Annotated in this window: 18 protein-coding genes and 1 pseudogene; 10 read left to right on the top strand and 9 right to left on the bottom strand. The window is 40.0% G+C overall.

Features of this window, described 5'->3' with window-relative positions:
- Positions 1-23 precede the first annotated feature (23 nt).
- The 4 genes from hoxU to H6G77_RS05420 all read right to left on the bottom strand — a co-directional run bounded on the left by hoxU (position 24) and on the right by H6G77_RS05420 (position 3,880).
- Entirely contained in the window at positions 24-740 is a 717-nt protein-coding gene (gene hoxU, locus H6G77_RS05435; protein WP_190670196.1) for a bidirectional hydrogenase complex protein HoxU, read from the bottom strand.
- A gap of 340 nt (positions 741-1,080) precedes the next feature.
- Positions 1,081-2,712: an NADH-quinone oxidoreductase subunit NuoF gene (nuoF, locus tag H6G77_RS05430; protein ID WP_190871022.1), complete on the bottom strand. Its 1,632-nt coding sequence runs from the start codon at positions 2,710-2,712 to the stop codon at positions 1,081-1,083.
- Positions 2,699-3,211, bottom strand: a complete 513-nt coding sequence (gene hoxE, locus H6G77_RS05425; protein WP_190871021.1) for a bidirectional hydrogenase complex protein HoxE — start codon at positions 3,209-3,211, stop codon at positions 2,699-2,701. The genes nuoF and hoxE overlap by 14 nt, the downstream gene beginning before the upstream one ends.
- Positions 3,212-3,349: 138 nt before the next feature.
- Positions 3,350-3,880, bottom strand: coding sequence for a universal stress protein (locus H6G77_RS05420; RefSeq protein WP_190591570.1), 531 nt, complete (start codon positions 3,878-3,880; stop codon positions 3,350-3,352).
- 797 nt (positions 3,881-4,677) lie between these two features.
- Here H6G77_RS05420 and H6G77_RS05415 point away from each other — a divergent pair.
- Positions 4,678-9,516: a response regulator gene (locus tag H6G77_RS05415; RefSeq protein WP_190871020.1), complete on the top strand. Its 4,839-nt coding sequence runs from the start codon at positions 4,678-4,680 to the stop codon at positions 9,514-9,516.
- A 178-nt stretch (positions 9,517-9,694) separates the two neighbouring features.
- On the top strand, positions 9,695-10,081 hold the full coding sequence (locus H6G77_RS05410) for a response regulator (RefSeq protein WP_190591572.1): 387 nt from the start codon (positions 9,695-9,697) through the stop codon (positions 10,079-10,081).
- 26 nt (positions 10,082-10,107) lie between these two features.
- On the opposite strand, the gene H6G77_RS05405 is transcribed toward H6G77_RS05410, so the two are convergent.
- Together H6G77_RS05405 and H6G77_RS05400 are read right to left on the bottom strand one after the other, a co-directional pair.
- Positions 10,108-10,494, bottom strand: coding sequence for a four helix bundle protein (locus tag H6G77_RS05405; RefSeq protein WP_190871200.1), 387 nt, complete (start codon positions 10,492-10,494; stop codon positions 10,108-10,110).
- Between the two features lie 156 nt (positions 10,495-10,650).
- A complete protein-coding gene (locus H6G77_RS05400; protein ID WP_190871019.1) occupies positions 10,651-11,088 on the bottom strand; it encodes a hypothetical protein in 438 nt (145 codons plus the stop codon).
- Between the two features lie 701 nt (positions 11,089-11,789).
- On the opposite strand from H6G77_RS05400, the gene H6G77_RS05395 reads away from it, so the two are divergent.
- The 4 genes and pseudogenes from H6G77_RS05395 to H6G77_RS05380 form a co-directional block, all read left to right on the top strand.
- Positions 11,790-13,649: a serine protease gene (locus H6G77_RS05395; protein ID WP_190871018.1), complete on the top strand. Its 1,860-nt coding sequence runs from the start codon at positions 11,790-11,792 to the stop codon at positions 13,647-13,649.
- Positions 13,646-14,401 carry a FlgD immunoglobulin-like domain containing protein gene (locus tag H6G77_RS05390; protein WP_190871017.1) on the top strand — a complete coding sequence of 252 codons (756 nt, stop codon included), beginning with the start codon at positions 13,646-13,648 and terminating at the stop codon, positions 14,399-14,401. Before H6G77_RS05395 ends, H6G77_RS05390 begins: the two co-directional genes overlap by 4 nt.
- Positions 14,402-14,560: 159 nt before the next feature.
- Entirely contained in the window at positions 14,561-15,679 is a 1,119-nt protein-coding gene (locus H6G77_RS05385; protein WP_242049150.1) for a hypothetical protein, read from the top strand.
- 133 nt (positions 15,680-15,812) lie between these two features.
- Positions 15,813-16,427, top strand: a pseudogene (locus H6G77_RS05380) (transposase); the annotation flags it as partial.
- 468 nt (positions 16,428-16,895) lie between these two features.
- Here H6G77_RS05380 and H6G77_RS05375 read toward each other — a convergent pair.
- The 3 genes from H6G77_RS05375 to H6G77_RS05365 form a co-directional block, all read right to left on the bottom strand.
- Positions 16,896-17,780: a CoA-binding protein gene (locus H6G77_RS05375; RefSeq protein ID WP_190591577.1), complete on the bottom strand. Its 885-nt coding sequence runs from the start codon at positions 17,778-17,780 to the stop codon at positions 16,896-16,898.
- A 207-nt stretch (positions 17,781-17,987) separates the two neighbouring features.
- Positions 17,988-19,187 (bottom strand): succinate--CoA ligase subunit beta, encoded by a 1,200-nt coding sequence (locus H6G77_RS05370; protein ID WP_190591578.1) that lies wholly within the window; start codon positions 19,185-19,187, stop codon positions 17,988-17,990.
- Between the two features lie 37 nt (positions 19,188-19,224).
- Entirely contained in the window at positions 19,225-19,395 is a 171-nt protein-coding gene (locus H6G77_RS05365) for a hypothetical protein (RefSeq protein WP_190591579.1), read from the bottom strand.
- An 893-nt stretch (positions 19,396-20,288) separates the two neighbouring features.
- Between H6G77_RS05365 and H6G77_RS05360 the strand changes: the two genes are divergently transcribed.
- The 4 genes from H6G77_RS05360 to H6G77_RS05345 all read left to right on the top strand — a co-directional run bounded on the left by H6G77_RS05360 (position 20,289) and on the right by H6G77_RS05345 (position 26,450).
- Positions 20,289-22,076, top strand: coding sequence for a hypothetical protein (locus H6G77_RS05360; protein ID WP_190871015.1), 1,788 nt, complete (start codon positions 20,289-20,291; stop codon positions 22,074-22,076).
- A 501-nt stretch (positions 22,077-22,577) separates the two neighbouring features.
- A complete protein-coding gene (locus H6G77_RS05355; RefSeq protein WP_190871014.1) occupies positions 22,578-24,029 on the top strand; it encodes a hypothetical protein in 1,452 nt (483 codons plus the stop codon).
- 889 nt (positions 24,030-24,918) lie between these two features.
- On the top strand, positions 24,919-25,272 hold the full coding sequence (locus H6G77_RS05350; protein ID WP_190591584.1) for a hypothetical protein: 354 nt from the start codon (positions 24,919-24,921) through the stop codon (positions 25,270-25,272).
- Positions 25,273-25,499: 227 nt separating this feature from the next.
- The gene (locus H6G77_RS05345) at positions 25,500-26,450 is read left to right on the top strand and encodes a class I SAM-dependent methyltransferase (RefSeq protein WP_190591585.1); all 951 of its coding nucleotides are present in this window, start codon (positions 25,500-25,502) and stop codon (positions 26,448-26,450) included.
- Positions 26,451-26,532: the final 82 nt, after the last annotated feature.

The following is a 26,532-nucleotide window of genomic DNA, read 5'->3' as shown; positions in this document are numbered from 1 at the left end:
TGGCTTCGACTCAAAATCAACGGCTAAAAATTCCATTGCTGTTTTTCTCTTGCGGTAACTAAGAAATCAAGTTTGTCCCGATGATGTTTCATTTCCCCAACACTGGAACCTTGGTAGAAAATCGCACCTGTGGGGCAAGCGTTGACACATTTACCACAAGAGGTACAAGTTTGAGATGTTCCCCAGGGCTGGCTCAAGTCAGTAATGACATGGGAGTTTGTACCCCTGCCTGCCATATCCCAAGTGTGAGCGCCTTCGATTTCGTCACAAACACGGACACAACGAGTACACAGCACACATCGGTTATGGTCAATACCGAAGCGATCGTGGGAAACATCTACTTTGCGATTGGGGAAGTGATAATCTAAACGTACATGATCCATACCCATTTCAATCGCTAAGTCTTGTAATTCGCAATTACCGTTTGCTACGCACACAGAACAAATGTGATTGCCTTCCGCAAACAGCATTTCAACAATTGTCCGACGGTATTTTTGCAGGCGATCGCTATTGGTGTAAACCTCCATTCCTTCGTTAACTTTTGTCACGCAAGCAGGTTGTAATTTACTACTGCCGGCAATCTCAACTAAACACAGCCGACAAGCACCGACATCTCCCACACCTTCTACATGGCACAGTGTGGGAATATGAATTCCGGCTGCTTGCGCTGCATCTAGCAACGTTTCTTCTTCGCTGGCGCTGACCAGTTGACCATTAATTGTTAAGGTTTTTACGGTCATAATTTAGGTGAGAGGTTACAGGTTACAGGTGAGGGACTAGGGATTAGGGGTTAGAGGTTGAGGGTTATGGTTTAAAAATTCAGGTTTAATACTTAGAAAACTAACGCCGTGTGCAACTTTCTCTAAAACCTAACCCCCAACCCCTTCCCTACTAGGGAAGGGGAGCAAGATTCAAAGCCTCTCTCCGCTCCGGGGAGCCAGCGCGTTGCGGAGGTTCCCTCCGTTGTAGCGACTGGCGTGAGAGGTTTGGAGAGGGGTGTCAAGAATAAGTCGCACATCGCGCAAACTAGTAATATTTGTCACTAATCTCTAGTCCTCACACCCTTACATCTCTAAACCCTTACACCATTACTTCCTCCTCCTTAATCAACTCCAAGTACTCTTCAATCAACTCAACGTATTCCTCGCGGAAGTAGCGTAATGTACTCAAGACGGGGTTGGGTGCAGATTGTCCTAAACCGCACAGGCTGGTGTGTTTGACCATATCGCACAGTTCTTCCAGGAGCGTCATATCAGCTTGAGTTGCTTTGCCTTGCATGAGTTTGGTTAATAATTTGTGCATCTGCACAGTGCCGACGCGGCAAGGAATACACTTACCGCAGGATTCATCCATGCAAAATTCCATGAAGAAGCGGGCAACGTCTACCATGTTGGTACTATCGTCCATGACAATCATGCCGCCGGAACCCATCATTGAGCCGAGGTTTGTCAGGGATTCATAATCTACAGGTGTATCAAAGGCGGAAGCAGGGATACATCCCCCAGAAGGGCCACCTGTTTGTACTGCTTTAGCTGTACCACCATCGGGAATACCGCCTCCCATTTCTTCGACAATTTGTCGTAAGGAGGTTCCCATTGGGACTTCGATTAAGCCTGTGTTGCGGATTTTGCCTGCGAGAGCGAAAACTTTTGTCCCTTTGCTTTTTTCCGTCCCAATATTCGCAAACCAGTCAGCACCGTTACGAATAATTGGTGCGATGTTAGCGAAGGTTTCGACGTTGTTAATTAAGGTGGGATGACCCCACAAACCCGATTCAGCCGGATAGGGTGGGCGGGGATGAGGTAGGCCGCGTTTACCTTCGATACTCTCCATTAAGGCAGTTTCTTCACCGCAGACATAAGCCCCAGCACCAATGCGGATATCGATTTTGAAGTCAAAGGGAGATTCAAAAATTTGGCTACCCAATAAACCAAGGCGTTGGGCTTGATGGATGGCCGTTTGCAGCCGATGAATTGCCACGGGATATTCTGCCCGGACATAAATATAACCTTGATTGGCTCCAACGGCATAAGCCGCGATCGCCATTCCTTCTAAAACGCGATGGGGATCACTCTCTAGGACACTCCGATCCATAAATGCGCCGGGATCACCTTCATCGGCGTTACAGATAACAAATTTGCGGCCGCTTTTGGCTTTAGCAACAGTCGCCCATTTAATTCCTGTGGGATAACCTGCGCCTCCCCGTCCGCGCAAACCACTACGGCTAATTGTCTCGACTACTTCACCTGGGGTCATTTCTCGCAACACATGGTAGAGAGCTTGATAACCCTTAGCGGCAATATAAGCTTGAATTTTTTCGGGGTCAATTTTGCCGCTATTTTCTAAAACGATGGGTTTTTGATAACTAAAGAATGGCTGGGATAAATCTATTTCGGAAATATGGGTTTTGCCGCCATCCAAGGCTTCAATAATTGCAAATGCGTCTTGAGTGGTGACTTGTTCGTAAAGTTTACTACCTGCTGGGGTGTCAACTTGAACTAGTGGCCCTTGGCAACATAAACGCATACAGCCCACACCAGAAACTTGTACATCTTTTTCTAAACCTTCGGCTTTGATTCCTGCTTCCAGTTCATGTTTAACGCTGGCGGCGTTACCAGATAAACAGCCAGCAGCCGTACAGCAACGAATTTGTACTGGTTTAGCTTGAGAGCGTTCTTGTTTGGCAATTGCTAATAATTCATTGAGTTCCATTTTCCAGCCATCCTTGGATGCGATCGCAAACTGATTCTGGGGTTTGATTGCCTAAGACTGTGCCATCAAACACCACAGCCGGGGCAATTCCGCAAGCCCCTAAACATCTTGCTGTCAGTAGTGATAATTGACCGTTGGTTGTAGTTTCACCAGCCCGAATGTGAGTTATTTTTTCTACACTTGCCAAAATTGCTTGAGCGCCTTTGACGTAACAAGCTGTTCCTGTACACAGCACACAACTATGAACTCCTTGGGGCGCTAAAGAAAATAAATGGTAAAAAGTCGCTACACCATAAACTCGGCTGGGAGGCAGTTTGAGTTTATGAGCAATATAAAGTAATAAGTCGCTTTCTAAGTAACCGTATAGTTCTTGGGCTTTGTGGAGAATTTCGATTAAGGCATCTTGTTGATACTGGTGACGCTTCATAGTTGCGTCTAGCATCTTCAGGCGTTTATCACCACTAGGATGGGGTAAAACTACGGTTGATGCGGTTGTCATTGTTACTGCTAGAGATTCGTGAGTTATAGGAGGGGCGGGGAGTGTGGGGAGAGAGGGGAGTGTGGGGGGAAAGATTTCTTCACCATCCTCCCACTCCTCCCACCCTTCCCCCTCTCCCTTGTCTCCCTTGTCCCTAAGTCAAGCCTGACTAATCACCGTCACGGCTGGTTTGTCAGCCTCTTTCTTGACAGGGGGGTGATTGACGATAAAGACTGAACATTTGGCGTGATGCAGTACGTAGTTACTTACACTACCCAAGAAAAATTCTGTTATTCCCGAACGTCCCCGATGTCCCATGACAATTAAGTCTGCATTCCATTGAGCAGCCAGTTTACAAATAGTATTGCCAGGGTTGCCTAAAATTTGGCTAAATTCTGCTGTCACATTGGCTGTGTTGGCTTGAGCCGAGAAAGATTGCAACATCCCCACGCCTTCATCTTTGAATTTATCCCATTGTTTTTGGTATAAATCTAAACTTTGGGCGCTCAAACCTGGATAGTAGTCCACATTAGATAACATGGGAATATAAGGGCTACCTTCTTCCTCTGGGGAGAGAACATGCAGCAGCAATAATTGGGCGGATATAGCTTTGGCTAAGGTCAATGCTTGCTCAAAAACCTCTGTTCCCATTTCCGAACGATCCAATGCAACCAAAATCTTTTTCAGCATATAGACCTCTGGCTGTGATTGCGAATAACTTGAAAGTTTTTGGTGTGTAAATGCAGAATCACCATAATTGAGAAGTCTGCATCTGTTTTTGGCAAAAAATTGCAAAAATAATTTATTTAATAGCTGTAATCATCGAGCAACCCTGTATGTGACATCTATCTTTAATTTATAAAGAAAGAATTTGAGGAACTTGTGAGGATGATCCCCCATGAGATGACTGAGTTTAGATGTTGCGATCGCGCGGACTCAGCACTCAAGATGGTTGTGGGAGGGGATTTTCAGCTTTTAAGTACTATGCAAATTTGGCAAGGTTGAGACTACTCTCTTAATAGTTATTTCAGAATTTCAATGTGCCAGGAAAAGCTTGAAGAGACGTTGTAAATTTTAGAGCTTAATGCTCTCGACAACTATTTCTAAAGATTGATAAATGTTGACAATTGTGAATTAAACTTAACATTAGAGCATGAATAATTTACTATGCTTTAAAGCGCAAATTGCCAATTTAAATTTTAAATTTTAGTACTTACACAAAAGTATGAAAAAACGTAGACGCGCAAGCGGCTTCCGGCAGGGTAGGAGACGAAGTTATAAGAGTATGAGAGAGTTTTTGCGTTAAGTCATACTTTTTTTATAGCAATCCTAAATTAGTCGTGAAAAACATATATATGGAAACGAACCGCCAAGAACGCCAAGGACGCAAAGGTAAGAAAGAAGAAAAAGATATAGAAAATTTACAAATGATTTAGGACTGCTGTACTCATCATCTATTAATACTAACATTTAGGAAATCTTAAGATATGAAAATATTAGTTGTCGAGGATGACGAGTTAAATGCCTATGCCCTAACGGCTGTTCTGACTAACCAGAACTATGCAGTGGAAGTCGCAAATGATGGTGAATCTGCTTGGGATTTAATTCAAACTTATAATTATGATTTAATTTTATTAGATGTAATTTTGCCGAAATTAGATGGAATTAGTTTGTGTCGGCAAATTCGCTCCAATAATTTGCAAATGCCTATCCTGTTGTTGACGGGATGTGATAGTAGTCATGAGAAAGCAATTGGCTTGGATGCAGGGGCGGATGATTATGTCGTGAAACCATTTGCTGAGGAAGAATTAGTCGCCCGTGTGCGGGCTTTATTGCGGCGTGGGAGTGCATCATCACAACCTGTTTTAGAATGGGGAAATTTGCGTCTTGACCCTAGTAGTTGTGAAGTGAGTTATAGTAATGATTTACTATCATTAACTCCCAAAGAATATGCGCTTTTAGAATTATTTTTACGTAATAGTCGCCGCGTGTTTAGTTGCGGGATGATTTTAGAACATTTGTGGTCTTACGAAGATACACCAGGGGAAGAAGCTGTGCGGACTCATATTAAAGGGTTACGCCAGAGATTAAAAGCTGTGGGTGCGCCTGGTGATTTAATTGAGACTGTGTATGGAATTGGCTATCGGCTCAAACCCCAGGAAGAAGAGAAAACCGCTACAAAATCAGCCAAGTCTAAAAACCAGAAACCCAAAGCAGAATTATCATCACAACAACAAACACTCCAAGCCATAGCCGGAGTTTGGCAAAGATTTCAAGGGCGAGTCGATGAGCAAATCAAAGTTATCGAACAAGCGGTTTTTGCTAAGTCAGGTTTAAATAGTGAATTGCTCAACCAAGCAACGAAAGAAGCCCATACCTTAGCCGGTTCGTTAGGAACATTTGGTTTTCCGACTGGTTCAAAACTGGCGCGTCAAATTGAACAGTTACTTAAGTCTGGTCAGAAGTTAACGCCGGAAGAAATGACTCAGCTGCAAACTTGGGTGAAATCCTTGCGCCAGGAAATTCAAACTCAAGGTGAGGAGGTAAACTCAACCGCAGTTGATAGTAAATTACCTTTAGTTTTGGTGGTTGATCAAGACCAGACTATTGGGGAACAACTAAGACAAACTACGGCTGGTGCAGAATTTCAAGTAAGCATTGCTACAAATCTAGAGTCTGCCAGAACTATACTTTACCGCGACCATCCCAGCGCGGTGTTACTTGATCCTAGTTTTTCTGAGCATCCCGAAGATAGTTTGAGTTTTTTAGGAGAATTGGCACAAAGAAAACCACCTGTGCCAGTGTTAGTTTTTACTGAGCAAACAGATTTAGCCAATCGCTTGCAGTTGGCAAGGCAAGGGGGACATACCTTTTTACAAAAGCCAATGACGGCGGGACAGGTGGCAGATGCGATCGCTCAATTACTCCAACAATTACCCCACGGTGAAGCCAAAATTCTGGCTGTCGATGATGACCCAAAAATTCTCGCTCTGTTACAAACTTTACTCACACCTTGGGGTTTACAAGTAATTGGGTTGGATGATCCGCGACGGTTTTGGGAAACTTTGGAAACAGTCAAGCCAGATATGTTGATTCTGGATGTAGAAATGCCCCACAGCAACGGTATTGAGTTGTGTCAAGTGGTGCGAAATGACTCCCATTGGAGTGAATTACCGATTTTATTTCTCACAGTCCATAGTGAGGCGGACATTGTAAATCAGGTGTATAGCGTTGGTGCTGATGATTTTGTCAGCAAACCCATTGTCGGGCCAGAACTGGTTACTCGCATTGTCAACCGCCTGGAACGGATACAATTACTCAAGCGGATGGGACAAACTCAGCAACAACCATCTCAGGAAACAGAGGCGCTTTCATCTCCCATATCTAACTTTGCGGCTGACTGGCGTACCATCTTTGAAGGTGAACCGGAATGTGTGAAAGTAGTAGGGGCTGATGGCACAATTTTAGAAATTAATGCTGCGGGACTGGCGGTTATTGAAGCTAAAAGCAAAGCCAAGGTAATTGGTAAATCAGTTTACTCTTTGATTACTCCAGAATATCAAGCTGCATTTCGCCAACTGCATGAAAGTGTTTGTCAAGGTAATAAAGGTGCTTTGCAGTTTGAAATGATTACCTATCAAGGTCAGCGTCGCTGGATGGAAACTCACGCTGTACCTCTGCAAAATAAAACTGATGGCAAATTTGTCCAGTTGGCAATTACCCGCGATATTACCCACTATAAACAAGTCGAAACCGAAATTCGCCGCATTAATCGCACACTCCAAACATTGAGTAGTTGCAATCAAATTATTGTCCGCACACCAAACGAACTAGAACTACTTCAGAAAATTTGCCAAATTATTGTGGAAGTTGGTGGTTATCGGCTGGCTTGGGTAGGCTTTGCGGAAAATGATCGGGAAAAAAATATTCTACCAGTGGCGCAAGCTGGCTATGATGATGGCTATTTACAAACCCTCCAGCTTACTTGGTCAAATACTGTGCGTGGTCAAGGGCCAACGGGTACAGCCATTCGCACAGGTAAAACTTGCATTATTCAGAATATATTAACTGACCCGAAATATGAAGTTTGGCGCTGTCAAGCAGAAGAACGGGGTTATGGGGCGGCGATCGCGTTACCTTTAAAAACAGAGAATCAAACTTTTGGCGCGTTGAATATTTATGCGGCGGAAGCAAACGCTTTTGATGATGATGAAGTGCAGTTGTTGAAAAAACTGGCAGAAGATTTAACTTATGGTATTGTCGCATTACGCAACCAACGCGATCGCACTTTAGCCGAAGCCGCATTAAAACAAACTCAAGCCGCCTTACAAAAAGCCAATAATGAATTAGAATTACGAGTTGCCGAACGTACCGCCGAATTAATTACTGTCAACCGTCAATTACAATCAGAACTAGATAAACGCCAACGCATTGAAGAAGAATTGCGGGTTTCTCAAGTAAAATTAGCCCGAATTTTAGATATTGCTGATGATGCAATTATTTCTATAGATAGCAACCAAAGCATTACTTTATTTAACCAAGGAGCCGAAAAAATCTTTGGTTATACGGCTCAAGAAATCATGGGGCAGAAATTAGATATACTTTTACCATTGCGATTTACCCAAGCTCATCGTCAACACGTATCTGACTTTGGCAAATCAACAAATTTAGCGCGAAGAATGGGAGAACGGCGGGAGTTATTTGGTCAGCGCCGAGATGGTAGTGAATTTCCGGCTGAAGCTTCCATTTCTAAGTTAAATATGGGTGAGGAAGTTTACTATACAGTGATTTTGCGAGATGTGACAGAACGCAAACAAGTTGAGCGAATGAAAGATGAGTTTGTTTCTGTGGTGAGTCACGAACTCCGCACACCTTTAACCTCAATTCATGGTTCTTTAGGAATGCTCACCAGTGGTTTATTAAAAGCAGATTCTGAGCCAGGAAAACGGCTGTTACAAATTGCCATAGATAGTAGCGATCGCTTAGTCCGATTAATTAATGATATTTTAGACATCGAACGCATTGAATCTGGCAAAGTCAAGATGGCGCGGGAAATTTGCAACCTTGACGAGTTAATTCAATCAGCCGTCAATACTATTCAAACATTGGCAAATAAACAAGGAGTAAAATTAGCAATTTCTAGCTTATCAGTAATGTTATGGGCTGACCCCGATCGCATTGTCCAAACATTAACAAATTTGTTGAGCAATGCCATTAAATTCTCCGTGAGTGGAGCGACAGTCTGGTTAGAAATTCAGCAGCAACAAAATGAAGTTTTACTCTCAGTTAAAGATACCGGACGTGGTATTCCAGAAGATAAATTAGAAAGTATTTTTGAGCGATTTCAACAAGTAGATTCATCTGATTCGCGTAACCATGATGGCACAGGTTTGGGTTTAGCAATTTGCAAAAGCATTGTACAGCAACATGGCGGGCGTATTTGGGTGGAAAGTACTTTAGGCGAAGGTAGTACATTTTACTTTACACTCCCCATTTACCAAGCTCCACAAATTCCCGAAACTACCCAATCTAACCACCACTGCCCACTGCCAATCGCTTATTCTCCCTTGGTTTTGGTTTGTGATGATGATCCAGATATTGCTAATGAACTGCAAACTTTATTACAAAAAGGCGGTTATCGAGTTGTAATAGTTGCTACTGGGCAAGAAGCGATCGCCACCGCATCATCACAACAACCAGACGTGATTTTACTTGATTTGCTCATGCCAGAAATGAACGGCTGGCAAACAATGGCAATTTTAAAAGAACGTGCTGATACGCAACATATTCCGATTGTAATTTGTAGTGTTTATCAATCAGATACTAATGGCAAACCAATCACAGATTTTGCAGACTGGCTCAGTAAACCAGTGCAAGAAAGTTATTTATTACAATCCCTGAAACAAGTCGTTGCCAAACCATCGAAACGCGCCCGAATTTTAATAGTAGAAGATGACAACGACTTAGCACAATTACTAATTACTTTATTTGAGCGCCATGACATCGAAACTTGCTTGGCACAAACAGGCAGAGAAGCCATTCACCTCAGCCAAGAATTGAATCCTGACTTATTAATTCTTGACTTAATTTTGCCAGAAAGCGATGGCTTTGTGGTAATTGATTGGTTACGACAACACAATCATTTATGTACCATGCCCGTAGTAGTTTACTCCGCCAAAGATTTAGATGAGTCCGAACGCCAACGACTTAAATTAGGCTACACCGAATTTTTAACCAAAGGACGTGTAACCACCCAAGAATTTGAACAAAGAGTAATGGACTTACTTCAGCGCATCACTCATCATACAGTTGAGAGTGAAGAGTGAAGAGTGAAGAGTGCTGAGTGCTGAGTTGCTAGTAAAATATTTTTCTCCCTCGTCCCCCTTGTCTCCCTTGTCTCCCTCGTCTCCCTTGTCCCCCTTGTCCCTACTCCCTACTCCCCACTCCCAGCCTTTACAAATAATTTCAATAATCAAACCAGATTTCTATATATTGGTATGAATTATGGCAGTAAAACGGATTCTTGTTGTAGATAACGAACAGTATATTCAAGAAGTTGCCAAAATTTGTTTAGAAACCGTCGCTGGTTGGGAAGTAGTCACAGCCAATTCTGGAAAAGAAGGTATTACCCAAGCCGAGACTTACCAGCCAGATGCAATTTTACTCGATGTGATGATGCCGGATATGGATGGAATCACCACCTTTGAACAACTCCAAGCCAATGCTGCTACAAAAGAAATTCCCGTAATTTTATTAACAGCTAAAATCCAAGCCAGCGATCGCCGTCGTTATGCTCAGATGGGTATAGTAACAGCGATCGCTAAACCCTTCAACCCCCTAGAATTAGCTAATGAAGTCGCTACAGCCCTTGGTTGGAACGTTGAGAATTAGTGCAAGGGGGCTGGGGAGCAGGGGAGTTAACGCTTCATTAGCCAAGGTGAGGGATTAGTAATCATATTTACCAAACTACCTAAGATTTTGTTGTAGATTCTATATAACTCTCTACCTGATTCAACATCCATATAATTGCACTTCACGGCAAATTCAATCCATGTTTGTGTTTCTGCTGCTTCTGCCTCACAGTCATTCAGTTTAGCTACAAAAGCCGCCTCATATCGACGCTTTCTCCAAGCCTCCGCCAAATTTGCACAAACAGAACGAGATGATCTACGAATTTGATCAGTTAAAGAATATCGTTCCTCTACATTAAACTTTTTAGAGATTTCAAAGATTTTCATGGCTGCATCAAATGCCATTTGATAAACCTTCAAGTCTTGATGATTTTGAATTGGTTTTTTCTCCATCTCCCCTACTCCTCTGCCCCCCTGCCCCCCTGCGGCTTGATAAACCTTCAAGTCTTGATGATTTTGAATTGGTTTTTTCTCCATCTCCCCTACTCCTCTGCCCCCCTGCCCCCCTGCGGCCTTAATGATAAGTCTTTCACTAAACACGAAAATGGACTATTGCAGCAAAGGAGTTGTACCGTTACCGTTAGTTGATGAATTTTCCATCACAGCTTGCGTAGATTGATTGGCAACAACCGCCGCAACTGGAGTAACTTTAGGAGTAGATTGTCGACTGCGTTTTCGGTTAGAACCACCAGCTTTAGAATACTCCATACTATTTCTGCCGTAGACAGTTGCAACACCACTTAGCATTCTTTCAGACATTTCCGAAAGGGCTTTGTCCATTTGAGTTAATGTTTTGCGCGATTCTTCCAGATTGGACACCAGGGTATTATGAGATTCTAGAATGGCACGGGTATTATTGATGAGATTGTTGTAAGCTTCTATTGTTAATCCATGTCCTAAATCTAAATTTTCACTAATAGATTTCAGCAAAGCAAGACGAAGTTGGGCTTTTTCAACAGCAGCAGAACGACGAGTTTTTAAAGCCATGAGGCATCCTTTTTTAACAGTGAACAGTGAACAGTGAACAGTAAACAGTAAACAGTAAACAGTGAACAGTGATTGATAACTGATAACTGATAACTGATAACTGTTTTCAAAATAATTGAGTAACCTTTTACCTGAGATGAGTAAGTTTGTGGATTTATTTATTTAAAAGTTTCATGAAATGTTTATAAAACCTGTGTTTTTACCCATTTTTGATGCTGATTGATAATTTTGGCATAAGTATAATCAGCAAAAGTGATCGCAGAAATAACAAATGCGTACGCCGAAATAACAATTGTGTATGCAAAATCTATAACTGCATACACAAAAATAACAAATGTGTACGCCGAAATAACAATTGCATACACAAAAATAACAAATGTGTACGCCGAAATAACAATTGTGTATGCAAAATCTATAACTGCATACACAGAAATAACAAATGCGTATGCCGAAATAACAAATGCGTACACAAAACCTATAATTGCGATCAACTTTGGGCAATCCAAAATTCAGATCCCCCCGCCTACGGCGACCCCCTTAAAAAGGTAAAAATTCTTAAAGTCCCCCTTTTTAAGGGGGATTTAGGGGGATCGCACATCTTTTTTCTCTGCAAGACTAATTTACCAGTATCAAATGCTTACCTGCTGCATGGCGAATTTCACGTAAGTATTGATAAAATCAGAGAAAGTATTGGCATTTTTATGCGCCGTCATCACTTATTTACCAAATTATTCTTAATCTTATTCTTAGCAAGCACACCCCAGCTTGTAGCTGCTCAAACCACCGTCAAACAGCTATTTCAACAAGGCGAAGTCGCCCAACAAGCGCGTAAATACGCAGAATCAGAGGCAATATTTCGCCAAGTTATTCAAATTGAACCAAATAATGCTGATGCTTACCACAATCTCGGCGTTGCCCTGTACAACCAAAACAAATTAGATGCCGCCGTTGCCGCCTACAAAAAAGCGATTCAACTCAACCCTAATTTTGCTGATGCTTACCACAATCTCGGCATTGCCCTGTACAACCAAAACAAATTAGATGCCGCCTTTGCCGCCTACGAAAAAGCAATTCAACTCAACCCTAACAATGTTATTGCTTATTTCGATATTTTGTTAGCCCTAACAGTGCAGAAGACATCAGCCGCAGCAACAGCTTTAGCCACTGTTGCTGAAATTACTACTAAAGTTTATCCTAATTTCAAAAGAGGCATTCCACTCAAACCTAACTATGATTTTTTTATAGCGAGTGGAACGAAAAAATTACTAGATGTTGTTGAATATAGTCGCGGTGTTTCTCTGTATAATCAGAATAAATTAGATGAAGCATTTGCCACCTTCCAAAGAACCATAAAACTCAACCCTAAAAATGCTTTCGCTTACAACTTTTTTGGCATTATCCTGCATAAGCAGAATAAATTAGATGAAGCAGTTGCCGCCTACAAAAAAGCCACAGAAATCAACCCTAACTATGCTTTCGCTTACAACAATCTTGGCCTTGTTTTACACGAGCAGAATAAATTAGATGAAGCAGTTGCCGCCTACAAAAAAGCCACAGAAATCAACCCTAACTATGCTTCTGCTTACAACGGTCTTGGCCTTGTTTTACACGAGCAGAATAAATTAGATGACGCAATCAAGGTATACAATAAAGTCATAGATTTACCAGAAGACACTACTGGAACTCCTAGCACTACTCATGCTGTCGCTTATAATAATTTGGGTTTATTACACCAACAACAAGGAAACCTGCAAAAAGCCATAAAATTTTTTGGCGAAGCAGAAACAATTGATTCCGAGTTTGTCTATGCCCGTAACAACTATGACGAAGCAAAACGATTATTGACAGAACAAGAGAATAATTTAGCAAGTGTAGAAGACGATCGCCAATGGTTGCCTAAGAACGATCCAAATGTACCTGTTAAACGTTCTATAGTACGCATCACTGCAAAATCTTTCAACAGCAACAGCCGTTGCCAGGGATCAAAGTTGGGTACTGGCGTAGTTATTCAACGACAAGGCAATCGCACTTTCATCCTCACCAATCGTCATGTCATTTTTTGTGATAACCATGAAAATAAACAAGGCAAAAATATTCAAGTAGAATTTTTCAGCACACCACCCAAAGACCGTGTGCGAATGCGTCGCAATGCCAAACTATTCAAAGCAACTTCCAAAGATGAACGACTGGATTTAGCTGTTTTAGAAATTACTGATAAGCTACCAGAAGATATTAAACCTTTAGCCATTTCTGAAACTGCCATTAACTCCAACATGCCCATTAAAATTATTGGTCATTCTGAACAAGGGGGCGAAGATAACTTATGGTCTGTAGTAATAGGAAAAATCAAGAACTATCAAAACCAACAACTAGAAATATCTGAAACAGCAGTCAAACACGGTTACTCTGGCAGTCCTGTGCTTGACTCACAAAATCGCGTTTTAGGTATAGTTTATGCCATTGATGGGCGTAAAAGCGGTGAAACACACAATTCTGCCTTTCCCATATCTGAAGTAAAAAAGCAACTGTCCATCTGGAACATTCCTTTAAACAAACGATGAATTATAAAATTATTCTTGCCAGTCTATTAATAATTACTATTAGCCATCTTCCGGCTGTTGCTTATTGTCAAGAGGGAAATCCTCGTTCTACCAATTATATACGCCGCAAATCACCCAATCGTTGCGAAGGTATCATAGAAGAACCAATAAACCTTAGTAGCTTAGATTTAATTTCCATTGTCACAAGTAGCATTGCCAGTTATGGCAAAACGCTCTCTTTACAAATTCCGCAAATTCGTGGCGGTAAAAATCCAGTGGTACAAGTACAATCATTCGGTGATAACTATCGCTATAAATTAGATGCTCTATCATTATCTAACAAAAATTCGCGCTATCAATTTATTTGGGAAACTTACGTTCTTAGAGAAGCAAAAATCCCCTCTAATAGCCTCCGCCCTTTGGCATCTTATCTACTTGGTTCGCAAAAAGTTTATGTTCCAGTTATTTTAGGGCAATCTTCTGGTAAGTATGAATTTTCCTTTTATTCCGGGAGTCGAGTCAAATTCCCCAAATTTAAAATTGTCAAAATAGACTCTTCTACTAAAGAAACCACAATCTACAGCACTAAACAACCTAACTCAAAAAGCGGTGAAACTGTTTTTACTTGGGATGGACGGAATACAGACGGAAGCAACGCCCCAGTTGGACGCTATCAAGTACACTACGTTGCGTTTATTGAACAAAGCAATCAACCTGACGAACGGATAGAAAGACGAATAAACTTTGAACACAACCCCAGTTGGTTAAAATAAATCATGGCATCTCGGCAAAAAAACAAACGCAACTCTTTCAAATTTATCAGTGCGATTTTCAGAAAAATCCAGAGGTTTTACCTCCCTAAATTAATAGGTTTTATTCAGCTATGTGTTAATAAAATTAGACAGTGCTGGCAATTTCTGAAGAAATATATAATGACGCACAAAAGATTTTTTCCTTTTCTTTTAGTGCTTCTATTATGTATTATCTTAACCTTTGCTGCAATTCTGCCAGGAAATTATGACTTTGAAGGTAATGTTATTGCTCAAAAAATTACCTTTACCTATCATAGTAAGGAGCCAGAAGTTTTTATGCAAAATATTCGCCGCATTAAACAAATAGAAAATACAGGTGTTCAAACTCTTACTTTCACAGGTAACTTTCAAAGTCAAAGTCCATCTTTACCCCAACTAAATAACTTAAACTCTGTAAAAATCCAACTCAAAGACAGCAAAAGCAGATGGATAATCACGCCAGTAAATCCCCAAGCAACCAGCACAATTGAATTAACTAAATTGCGCCTAGAACCAGGTACAAAAATCAATGAACTGAATTATGATTTTCAGCGTCAGCAACTAGCTTTCGATTTACAACCTAATCCCAACAACAATCCAAATACACTAGAGTTATCTTTAGGTGAAGAACCCCTAAAAGTTATCTTAGAAGGTTATAAGTTACCAGAGTTAAAATTACCAGATCAATTTGATGATCAAACCCCGCTAGAATTTATCGTCAATCCAAATAACAAAGAATTAGTGTTAGAAATTTACCAAAATACAAATATTCATATCACCTTAAACCAACCTCCCAAGAATGACACACAACAATGGTTTAAAAAAAAGATAGATACCAAAGACGTAAAATTTTTATATGAAGAGATAAACCCCAATGATACCGGAGAAAATGTAACTATTTCCACAATTGTTAAAGGCAAAATCCGTATGGCAGGACAAGAACAGAAAATTCAACAAAATCAGTTCCTCATGGGCGAAAACCCAAAGAAACCGCTAAACATTCAACGTATCCGCCATCTGCAAATAATCCCCAACAAAGGTATAGAAGCCCGCTTTTCTGGCAGAACTACCCAAATTCAAATCGGACTAGATGAAAATTTCCCTGTTTCCAAAATCCAGAGTAGTTGGTTAGATGACGTTTTACCCCGTGATGCCATTATTGCTTTGTTCTCTGCGGGTGCAGCCACAGTTGCTAACTTTTTAGCTTGGTTATTTAGTAACGCTTCTAACTCCGGTTCAAACAACAGCAATCAACCTTAAATCACCGTCAATTCAACAAGTTGTTTAACCTCACCCCAACTCCTCTCCGATGCGGAGGGGCTGAAATATCAACTAATAAGCTAATCGGCAGTAAAGTTGCATAATAATAAGATGAAGCCGTTCAAAAGCAACTATGCCGCCCCCAGCCAAAAACTTTTTAAAACCGTCACAAGTCAGCAATCTACAAGAAGCTCTAAAAGAAAGCGAGCTACCAAACGTTAGGGAAAGAATACTTATCATTCTGCTGCAAAATGATGGGAAAGCACAACAAGAAATTGCAAAGTTTTTGGGCTGTTCGCACAGAACAGTAGCATATTGGTGTATGCACGGTGATCCAGATGATCTAGAAACTCTACATAATAAAAGAGAGTACGCATATTATCGAAAAGCGACTCCTGAATATATTGAACTATTATTAAAAACTGTTGACCAAGACCCATCAGAATAAGGAAACGCCGATATTTTTTATGAGCAATTACAACAATTAAATGAATTAATTAAGCAAGAATGGATAAATCAAGGAAACAGTTTTGAAGATTTTGAAAAATCTGGGTCGAAGATTATTTTAATTTTAGATAATGCAAGCTTTCATAAACGTAAAGATATTCTAGCTAAAATATCTGAAGAATTTCCTAATTTTGTCCGAGAATTTTTACCTGCTTACAGTCCTGATTACAACATTATCGAGTTAGTCTGGCACTCATGTAAAGAATATATTGCCCATCGTCTGTTTAAATCAGTAGATGAATTTCTGAACTTTTTTGGTATGCGATCTGTTAAAGATGGGGTCATGCTTTACAACTGCTGAAATGCTTGCTATATATACATTTTCGCAGTTTTTGACCCCTTTTTTTATATCTTTGTGAGAAATCCGGGATTAGCTGTGTGCATTTTTAACGACAACTCTCAATCTACCTGTTTTTAGGCTTAACCGAAAAGTATTGGGGGTTGGGGGTTAGGTTTAAGAGCAAATTGCACACAGCGTTATAAGTAGTCGTGCAAAATTAAGTTCTTGTGGTAACAACAGCCTTTGCATTTGTTACCAACATAGAAACACTGAGTGCAAAAATTACTTGCAGCAGGCAACATTTAAGTAGTTAAACATAATTAATTACACAAAGTCATTGCGAATGGAGCGAAGCGAAATGAAGCAATCGCAAGGGCTGGGATTGCTTCGCTTCGCTCGCAATGACTGTAATTAATTTTGCGTGGTTACTTAACGTTTCAACTCATTTCTAACCAATTCCGGAATCAGAGAAGGACGATCCGCGACAGGAACTTCTGCTTCTTTTAAAGCTGTTAATTTACTTTGGGCTGTACCAAAATTAGGGTCACGGCCAATCACTGCGGCTAAAGTGCCAGTTTGTTGCCAATTTTTCACAGGGGATACTTGTCTACCTGCAATGTAGGCAATGACTGGTTTATCAATTGCTTCTGTAATATATCGGGCTGCGGCTTCTTCACTACCACCACCAGGTTGACCAACTAAAACGATCGCTTCTGTATTTTCATCTTCATCGAGAATTTGCAACCATTGTAAAAATGATGAACCCACGATCGCATCACTGCCAATACTGACACTAATTGATTGTCCTAAACCTGCTTTGGTTAATTCCCTAGCAACTTCGTAGGTTAAAGTACTGCTGCGGCTGACAATTCCCACAGGGCCGGGGGTATAAAATTCACTTGGTTGTGTGCCTAACAGAATTTTTCCAGGGACAATGATTCCGGGACTGTTCGGCCCGACAATCAAAGTTTCACAAGCTTCGGCTTTGCGGAGTAATTGCACCATATCTAATGGTGGCATTCCCGCCGAGATAATGATAATTTGACGAATGTTAGAGGCGATCGCTTCTAAAGCTGCATCTAATACTTGATAAGGATGAACACAAATAATTGTGGTGTCAATTGTGCCGAACTGTGCCACAACTTCTTCAACTAAATCAAAGACTGGCAAATTATATTGTTTTTGTCCACCAAAACCAGGATTCACACCAGCAACTAAATTTGTGCCATAAGCTTGCATCTGCACAATATTAGTTTCTGAGATAAATTCACTAAAACCTTGGATGATAACTTTACTATCTGGCGTTAAGTTCATAAGAAGTATGAAGTATGAAAGATAAATTGGCGCAATATATAGAAATCCGGTTGAATTTCCGAATTTAGTTGTGTAGGTAGGGATTGGGGAGTAGGAAATAAACCTTGTTTAAGTTCACTGATTTTTTTCCCAAATCAAATATTAGCCCTATACAACTTGAATACTTAACATCTGATCTACCTTGTCTCCCCTGTCTCCCTAATCTCCTTACTTAACCTTGACACGTTGATAAGTAACAGGTTTAGCGAGACGAACAGCTTGGGCGACGGCTTCATCTAAATCTTCGACTAATACAAGTTCACCTTGATTTTCAACACCGGCTAATAAATCTTGCGCTACATTCAACTCTGAACCAGCCAAGCGGACAACCAAGTGGGGAATATGGGACTCCCGGCGATTTTGACTTTGATAATCTTGGATAAATTTGGCAATGACTTGGGCGGCGGCTTCGGCTTGGGGGATACTACCAAGCAGGTTAATCAGAATTACTTGAATACTTTTGTCAGCCGCGAGGAGATTCAGACCTTTATTTAAGCGATCGCCAAAACTTGTTGGGGAAGTGTCGGTTAACAAACCATGTCGCAAATTCAGGGGATGACTTGGTTTACCGCCAAGACTGGCGACTAAATCAAAGGTAGCCATAATTGAACCCGCGCCATTTCCCAAAATGCCGATTTTACCTTGGGTGTCGCCACCATTTAAATCTTTTAATTTACTGTGATTTTTCTGACTGCTGTGACGGTGACTAATTTTGGCTGCTAATTCCGCCAGTTCTGGATGACGACCAATAGCCCGTTCGTTAATGCTGACTTTACCATTGAGTGCCATCACTTCATTAGCGGCATTAACAGCTAGGGGATTAATTTCTACTAAGTCTAAATCTTTTTGGATAAATAACTCATACATCTTTTCCACAACGCTGCTGACTGACTGCATCAGCGCACCTTGCAGCCCCATTTTTAAAGCGAGTCGCCGCGCATAAAAAGGCGAAAATTCTTGTTCTACAACGACATACTGTAATTTTTCGCCGGCTGATTCCCAATCAATATTTGCTTCTTTGCAACCTAAAAGTACAGGTCGGCAAACAGCAGTGTCTAAAACTACTGCTAAATAAAATTCTTGTTTGCTATCATATTTAGTCTCTGCCAATAACACCTCTGGTAACTCGCCCCAGATTGGCAAATTAAAAATAGTTTGGGCGGCGGCGATCGCATCAATGGTTGTCTCAACAATTCTCACCCCTCCAGCATGAATCCTTTCGCCTGCATACACTTGGGATTTGAGGACAACTGGATAACGAATTTTTAAGCGTTTGAGGTCAGTGGGATGATCTATTCTTTGGGAAGGCAAGACAGGAATACCGATGTTCCCAAACCATTCTTTAACTTGATACTCTAATAAATCCATTGTTATGCACCTTGTTTTGCCACTACCAACAGTATTTTTATGGTGCTGTTGTTTCTTTTTTACAGCACCATAATTGCATAATCAAGTCTAGTTCATCTTTATACATTAATTTTTTATGGTTCAATTCTATCGGATTCAGCAAATGCCGCAAATGATTTTCTAACATTAACCCATATACAGCACTTTGGAAGTAAGTGAGGTACACCATAAGTATTAAGTAATGAGTAATAAGTAGTGAGTAATAAGTAAATTCTTAAGTCATTACTCATTACTTTTTTCAATCAGTTGCTGTAACTCATAAATATCGAATCTGCCCTCAATGATTTACAATCTCTCTCCCTTGTCCTCCTTGTCTCCTTTGTTGATATATCAAATAAGACTGCTAGATAACTAAATTTATATACTGTCATCAATCTTCTCAGTGGGATTGACAGCATATAACAAAATTAGCTGTTGTGTCAAAAATTGTGGCTGAGTAAGTTTCCCGGAATAGAAATATTTTTGTAACGAATGCAACATTTAGACTTGACTGAGTAACTGACTGTAACCTTAGTGCGATCGCTGCTGTCATTTTTTTCATACTTGAGACTGTTAACAAATTAGTTAAGGTTGTGATAAATAAGGGCAGTATATTGTTTAATTTTGGGATAAGTATAGAGAATACAAAATATTAATCATTCTGACTTCTGACTCAGAAATTATTCTTCAAGTCTAATAGCAAAACTTTAAAGCAAGTTTGGGCATAATCAGGAAGAGATATCTATAAAAGTAAATTATTAAATTAAGATTTGGTGAACTCAAAACAGTAACAGAGGCAAACCAATCACTAATTAATTATGATCATTAAATTATGCCTGTTGGACTTTTACTATCGGCATAGTTAGTAAATTCGCGCAGAAAAAAATTAAAAATCCTAAAAATACGAATAATTACTGATATTAGATTTGGTCATAACAGTCAAAATTTATGTTAGAAAGTTGGTCTATTTTATTTTTGGCTATGGTTGGTTAAATTGTGCATCTGGATTCAAAGAACCCAAGCAATTCATTTACTTCCTTCAACGATAAAAAAACAATTATAGATAATAAGCGGGAACGCTCTATGACAGTGGCAGTCCAGCAGGAAGATTTACAGCTATTAGCCAGAACTTTGCAAGAACAACTTCTGGCGCAAGTTCCATCGGGTAAAGTCTTCCAAATTAGGTGTGCAGTCAACAAAGATGAGTTAATGATTCTGATTCAACATCCCGTTGGTCTCACAGTTGACACAGAACAAGTTTTTGAGGTTATTGAGGATGCACTTCAATCCTTACCAACCTACAAGGAGCAACGGGTACAATGTTTTATCAGAGTCACCAGTGAAAAGCTTCCCTATGCCAAGCGTGTAATAACCATCAAGCAAAGAGAAGAAAACTTAGGAATTTGGGAAAGTGAGGATGTTAACGGCTTTGGAGATTCGGCTGGATTTCCCGCCAATGCTTCATTCTCAGAGGCGGTAAATACTGATTCAGCATTTATCGCCGAAACTTTAGAAGATTCAGAACTCGAAACACCTTATGATCCCCTAGCGGATGCACCAGATTTAACTTCTAATCGCCGTAAACCTTTGTTAGTTTTCTCACCACTATTTTTAGGTGTAGGTTTGGTGGTGATTGTGGGTTTAGGAATTGGTGGTTATTTATTAAGTCAGCCTTGTGTGATGTCTGAGTGCAAAGAGTTAGAAGCGGCGATGCAACTCAAAACAGAATCTCGCCAACTGATGAATCGTGCAAAGTCAGAAAATGAATTAACCAGAGTTAAACAACAATTAGAGACAACCAGCGAAGCTTTGAATGTAATTCCGCAGTGGTCTCCCCGTCATCAACAAGCCCAGGAACTCAAAACTACCTTGGCTACACAGTCCGACAAAATTAATCAGGTGGTTACGGCTTTGCAAGCTGGTGCGGCGGCTGAACAAAAAACCCAAACCCCCACCAATAGTTTAGAAGAATTACAAGCCAGACAACATCTTTGGCGACAAGCGATCGTTCCTTTAGAAACAGTTAACCCCAATAGCGAACTTTATAATTTCATCCAGCCAAAATTACTGAAGTATCGGATTAATTTACAAACTGTTAATAAGCAGTTAGTTGCTCAAGAACAATGGTTGAAGAAATTAACAGCCGCGAAGGGGGTAGCAAGTGTAGCAATGAAGTGGCAAACTTCTGCCAAATCTTTAAAAGACTGGCAAAAGGTACAGTCTACTTGGCAAGTTGCTGTTAACGCTTTGAATGCAATTCCGCCAACTAGTCCGGCTTATCCCCAAGCCCAAAAGCTGCTAATAGAATATAAACCACAATTAGCGCGATCGCGCGATCGTGCCACCCTAGAACAACTAGCAGCGAAAAGCTACCTCCAAGCACTGAACATTGCCAAACAAGCCCAAGCCTACGAAAAACTCAATCAATGGCAAGCTGCGGCTGCATACTGGGAACAAGCTTTACAAACAGCTAAAAATATTGCTCAAGATAGCTTGTACTACAACCAAGCACAAAGTCTCATCGCACCTTATTCTGAAGGACTCAAGCAAGCCCAAACCAAAGTCCAACAACTCAATGCTTGGCAAGAAGCCCGCGTTGAATTAGCTCAAACTTGTACTAGAGAAATTCGGATTTGTAACTTTACCTTAAATTACACCGGAATTATTGTCAGACTCACCCCTGAATATGAACAAGTTATTCAAGGCCAATTGTCACCAGCTAATCCAGAAAATCCCACAACCACCAATGAAAATAGTCATTGGCAAGCTTTACAAGAAGCACTCACAGTCATTAGTGAAAATTCTAATTTACCAATCGTCGTCTACAATTCTCAAGGCCAAGAAATTTATGTCCGAACATCAGGTGGTTAATTAATTTATTTTGACCATAAAAAAATCTATATCTATCTAAATAGGTATTTTAAAAAATCGCTTTAGTAAATTATGCTCTGATTAACAGGTTTTGATTGTTAATCAGGGTATAATTAAGGCGGCTAAACTTTAGGTTTATTCTCTAAATGAGAAATAAAAACTTAATATATGCAGCATAAACTTTATGAGTATTATTGGTTTTACGTTACTCATAAAAATTTTTTTTACCGTTAATATCCGGCTAATCAAGTACCTAATCAGAGTATATCTGATACTTTTTCAACCAATAAATCTTACAGCTTTTGTCTGTGTTCACCAGCTAATTACAAGTTTTTAGCTGGTGGAATTACAACGTTTTTCATTCCAATGAGGTACATTCCTCTCTCCTCTAGACTCTATTCCCTATAAACTTGTACTGCATTCAACCGGAAAAGGCTGGATAATTTTTTATTTGTCTACGTGATGTAGATTAATGAACACACAATAAATATTGGAATAAGAATGAATATTTTAAATAAAGATATAGCTGATTTGTCTCAATTACTAGTTGGGCAATTTATTTTATGCCATTCTCAAGAATATATTCCCCCTGAATGGAAAAATAAAAGTATCGGTAAATGGCTTTTAGCTGTTCATAAAGATTTAAATATTATTGAAATTATCAGCTATAAAAATCAGCATCTTGGCTGGCTTTTAGGTCAGCCTATTAGTGCAGCAGGTAAAATTGTTACTGATAAAATTATCGTGGAACTTGATAGTGAAGATATTAATGCAGCCAACAAGTTTGAAACCTTACTTTATGATGAATTCGGAGGTCGCTATGTAGCAATATATATCACATCTCATACCTCACGTATTTATTTAGATCCAGGAGGTTTTCTGGCTGTGATGTTTTCACCCAGTCAAAAAATAGTTACTTCTTCAATAGCTTTAATTCCTCAAGAAAATGCTAGAGATCAAGATGAAGAATTAATTGCTGCTCTGGATATTCCTAATCAAGATAACTGGTATCCATTCGGTTTAAGTCCTCGATTATCTGTAAAAAGGTTGCTGCCAAATCATTTTATTAATTTAGATACTTGGGAAACTACGCGGCACTGGCCTCATGAACGAGATATTACAAAAATTGCACCTGTACAGCCAGTTATTGAAGAAATTTCAATGATTCTGACAAGGCAAGTTGAAGCTCTTGCTAGTAAATACCCTACATACCTATCATTAACAGCCGGACGTGATTCAAGATGTGTGTTAGCTGCTTCACGAAACTACATAGACCGTATCCATTTATTTACGATAAATACTAATAAAGTAGATACTAATATTGCTTGTAAAATAGCAAATAAATTTAACTTAAATCATATCCTAATTGAATTTCAAGAGCCTACACAATTGGAGATTGAGCAATGGTTAATGCGAACAAGTTATTGTGTTGCAGGAGGTGTTTTGAGGAATGCCAGATCAATCCAGCAGTTAAATCCGAGTTATGTCAGATTAGGTGGTATGGCAGGCGAAGTTGGACGTTGTTTTTATTGGCGGAAGGGCGACACGCAGTATAATTCCTTATCTCCACAAGAAATTGTTCATAGGTTAAAACTGCCTGCTACTAAGTCTATCTTAGAAGGCGCTACAAATTGGCTACACAGTTTACCACAATGCAATACATTTGAAATTTTAGACCTTCTATATATTGAACAAAGATGTGGTTGTTGGGCAGGGATACAACAGTACGGAAATGGTCAAAGTTCATTTGGTATTAATCCTTTTTGTCATCGGCGAATTTTTCAACTAATGCTCAGTCTTGATCCAATCTATAAACTTCGCAAGAGGTTATCTGTGGATATAATTAAACACTTATGGAATGATCTGCTGTTGTTTCCTTTTAATCCACATCCTTCATTGTCAAGAAAAGTGAGTGGATATTTAAAACATCTTTGGGATGTCAAAATCTGGTAAAAATTATCCGATTTTTATTTTTGAATAATTAGGACTTATACAGTAATAGGAAAGAATCAAGGTTTTGGGAGAGGGTGAAGGGGATATATGGATGCGGAATTGGCTTACTTTTAAGGCATTGTAATTATCACTTGATTTGGAGCGATCGCACTTACTTATCTAAGGCATTGTAATTATCGCTGGATTTGGAGCGATCGCACTTACTCATCTAAGGCATTGTAATTATCGCTGGATTTGGGGCGATCGCACTCACTCATCTAAGGCATTGTAATTATCGCTAGATTTGGAGCGATCGCACTCACTCATCTAAGGCATTGTAATTATCGCTAGATTTGGAGCGATCGCACTCGCTTATCTAGGTCATTGTAATTATCGCTAGATTTGGAGCGATCGCACTCACTCATCATTGCTTATTGGTTTTACTTGTTCTTTGAGCAGCCATTAATGTCCAGTTTCTTAAAAAAATGTCAAGTCAAAGATGCGGTGATTTAAGCACAACCTCAGAAATAATACCTACAGCATAACTAACATACCGCAGCTGATTAATTATCTGGCTGCGGTTTTTGCATTTATTTACTTCTGAGGCTCTAGATACAGCAGCTTACCAGCAAGTGATTGCCAAAATACCAGCCTTAAAATCCCAAAGTTAAAAAATTATTAAAACTAGATTACTTTTAGAAAAACATGCAGGAAACTCTTTAGTAATACAGCAATTAAATAGGTTCAAAATTAGCACTCTCTACCTTAGAGTGCTAATAAATAAGGAGGTTTATTTCCTCAGATATAAGCTAAAAATCCTCTTTTTTTAGAGATGATATTAGACGCTTTTCAAGCATAATTTTCACCAGATAAATCTCCTTGTAAGTAGTAAATTATTGGGATGAACTCAATGAAATATACTTTCGATATTGTCGGTGTATCGCCCGTTTTGCAGTTTTTCAACCATCAACAACAGAGTATGGAAAAACCACAGTATGCAGGTGTGGAATACTTAGGCACACACATCTGCACACTCGATGCGTTTATAGCAACAGTCGAACCTGTACCCGCAAAATGGGGCTGGGATGTAGACCAAGTAGTAGACACAGTAGTTAAGTTTTGGGTAAATCATTCCGAAAGTATTCAATATTGGAAAGCACGTTTAAGTGATGCAGGACAAAATAATTTAGTTGTAGCCAGACTTGCAGATATTAGGGCTTTGCAAGCAGAATTTGAAACGCTCCTAGATAAAAATGGTTATTAGCTGATTCTCAAGGTAAATATTAAGTAGGGTGTGTTACGGCTATGTAAGGATTTCGGAACTTAGGAAAGTGATAGTTAGCCGTAACGCACCCTACCGACTGAGGTTAAATGACACAAGCGCCTTAAATTGGGGAAGTTAAAAGCAAGAATAGAAAAAACAATGCTTTTGAAAGCAGCAATCAAACTTAAAATAGGTATAGGCAATTATCGCTTCATTTCCTCAAAGTGATGAAAAATAAAGTCAAACCTGATTGGGCTGGTGAAAGCATACTCTCCAAGTTCGTTAATCTGCTAATCCAGACCAAACCTATTTACAATGTGATGAAATACCAAGCTCGGCAAGTATTAATCACAACAGCAGAAAAGAATGGGATTCCCTGGCGCAAAAACTCTGAAGCTTTACAAGGGCTGATGACAAAACAATTGCTAGGGGCAGTTACTAACCCAGAAATTGTGTATCCAGAATATTACAAAGTACCATTCCATGCTTACGCTGAGGGTAATCTTTGTTGGGAAGCGGCTTTTGAAGCGGAGTCAGCTACCTATGCTATGTCTTTGCGTGTTTGGCCGCAAGAAAACCTGACTTGGGAAGCGGCTCACGCCAGACTCAGAGGAACTTTTCATGATGTTTTGGCAGCTTACGGCCCTTTGGAGGTGAGGGAAATTTTGGACATTGGCTGCTCGATAGGTTTATCGACGATGGCGCTGCACCGTTACTATCAACAGAAACAAGAGCAGCCAATTCGGACTGTGGGTTTAGATTTGTCGCCCTATATGCTGGCTGTGGCGAAGGCTAGGGATGTCAATAATGAGGTTTCCCAATGGGTTCATGCTAAGGCCGAGAATACAGGCTTACCAGATAATTCCTTTGATTTGGTGACACTTCAGTTTGTGTGTCATGAATTGCCAAGCTACGCCAGCAAAGAAATTTTCGCGGAGGCTAAACGACTACTCAAACCGGGTGGTTACATTGCCTTGGTAGATAATAACCCGCGATCGCCTGTAATTCAAAATCTCCCTCCTGCTCTGTATACTTTAATGAAAAGTACTGAACCTTGGAGTGATGATTATTACGGTTTCGACATTCCAGCAGCCTTAGAGGAAGCAGGTTTTTCACCCACAATTGAAGTTGCTAGTGACCCCCGCCACCGGACAATTATCGGGAAAAAGCCTGCATAATTGCTGAGTGCTGATTTGATAAAAAATGTAGAGACAAAAAATTTTCTGTCTCTACATCACAACAAAACGTCTACTACAAATG

Source organism: Aulosira sp. FACHB-615 (assembly GCF_014698045.1).
In the GTDB taxonomy this organism is placed as follows: domain Bacteria; phylum Cyanobacteriota; class Cyanobacteriia; order Cyanobacteriales; family Nostocaceae; genus Nostoc_B.
This window is presented reverse-complemented; position numbering and strand designations above follow the sequence as displayed.

What these genes read in the sequence shown, in the direction of transcription:
- hoxU (WP_190670196.1), bottom strand. Translation starts at nt 740, where the DNA reads ATGACCGTAAAAACCTTAACAATTAATGGTCAACTGGTCAGCGCCAGC.
- nuoF (WP_190871022.1), bottom strand. Translation starts at nt 2,712, where the DNA reads ATGGAACTCAATGAATTATTAGCAATTGCCAAACAAGAACGCTCTCAA.
- hoxE (WP_190871021.1), bottom strand. Translation starts at nt 3,211, where the DNA reads ATGACAACCGCATCAACCGTAGTTTTACCCCATCCTAGTGGTGATAAA.
- H6G77_RS05420 (WP_190591570.1), bottom strand. Translation starts at nt 3,880, where the DNA reads ATGCTGAAAAAGATTTTGGTTGCATTGGATCGTTCGGAAATGGGAACA.
- H6G77_RS05415 (WP_190871020.1), top strand. Translation starts at nt 4,678, where the DNA reads ATGAAAATATTAGTTGTCGAGGATGACGAGTTAAATGCCTATGCCCTA.
- H6G77_RS05410 (WP_190591572.1), top strand. Translation starts at nt 9,695, where the DNA reads ATGGCAGTAAAACGGATTCTTGTTGTAGATAACGAACAGTATATTCAA.
- H6G77_RS05405 (WP_190871200.1), bottom strand. Translation starts at nt 10,494, where the DNA reads ATGGAGAAAAAACCAATTCAAAATCATCAAGACTTGAAGGTTTATCAA.
- H6G77_RS05400 (WP_190871019.1), bottom strand. Translation starts at nt 11,088, where the DNA reads ATGGCTTTAAAAACTCGTCGTTCTGCTGCTGTTGAAAAAGCCCAACTT.
- H6G77_RS05395 (WP_190871018.1), top strand. Translation starts at nt 11,790, where the DNA reads ATGCGCCGTCATCACTTATTTACCAAATTATTCTTAATCTTATTCTTA.
- H6G77_RS05390 (WP_190871017.1), top strand. Translation starts at nt 13,646, where the DNA reads ATGAATTATAAAATTATTCTTGCCAGTCTATTAATAATTACTATTAGC.
- H6G77_RS05385 (WP_242049150.1), top strand. Translation starts at nt 14,561, where the DNA reads ATGACGCACAAAAGATTTTTTCCTTTTCTTTTAGTGCTTCTATTATGT.
- H6G77_RS05375 (WP_190591577.1), bottom strand. Translation starts at nt 17,780, where the DNA reads ATGAACTTAACGCCAGATAGTAAAGTTATCATCCAAGGTTTTAGTGAA.
- H6G77_RS05370 (WP_190591578.1), bottom strand. Translation starts at nt 19,187, where the DNA reads ATGGATTTATTAGAGTATCAAGTTAAAGAATGGTTTGGGAACATCGGT.
- H6G77_RS05365 (WP_190591579.1), bottom strand. Translation starts at nt 19,395, where the DNA reads ATGGTGTACCTCACTTACTTCCAAAGTGCTGTATATGGGTTAATGTTA.
- H6G77_RS05360 (WP_190871015.1), top strand. Translation starts at nt 20,289, where the DNA reads ATGACAGTGGCAGTCCAGCAGGAAGATTTACAGCTATTAGCCAGAACT.
- H6G77_RS05355 (WP_190871014.1), top strand. Translation starts at nt 22,578, where the DNA reads ATGAATATTTTAAATAAAGATATAGCTGATTTGTCTCAATTACTAGTT.
- H6G77_RS05350 (WP_190591584.1), top strand. Translation starts at nt 24,919, where the DNA reads ATGAAATATACTTTCGATATTGTCGGTGTATCGCCCGTTTTGCAGTTT.
- H6G77_RS05345 (WP_190591585.1), top strand. Translation starts at nt 25,500, where the DNA reads ATGAAAAATAAAGTCAAACCTGATTGGGCTGGTGAAAGCATACTCTCC.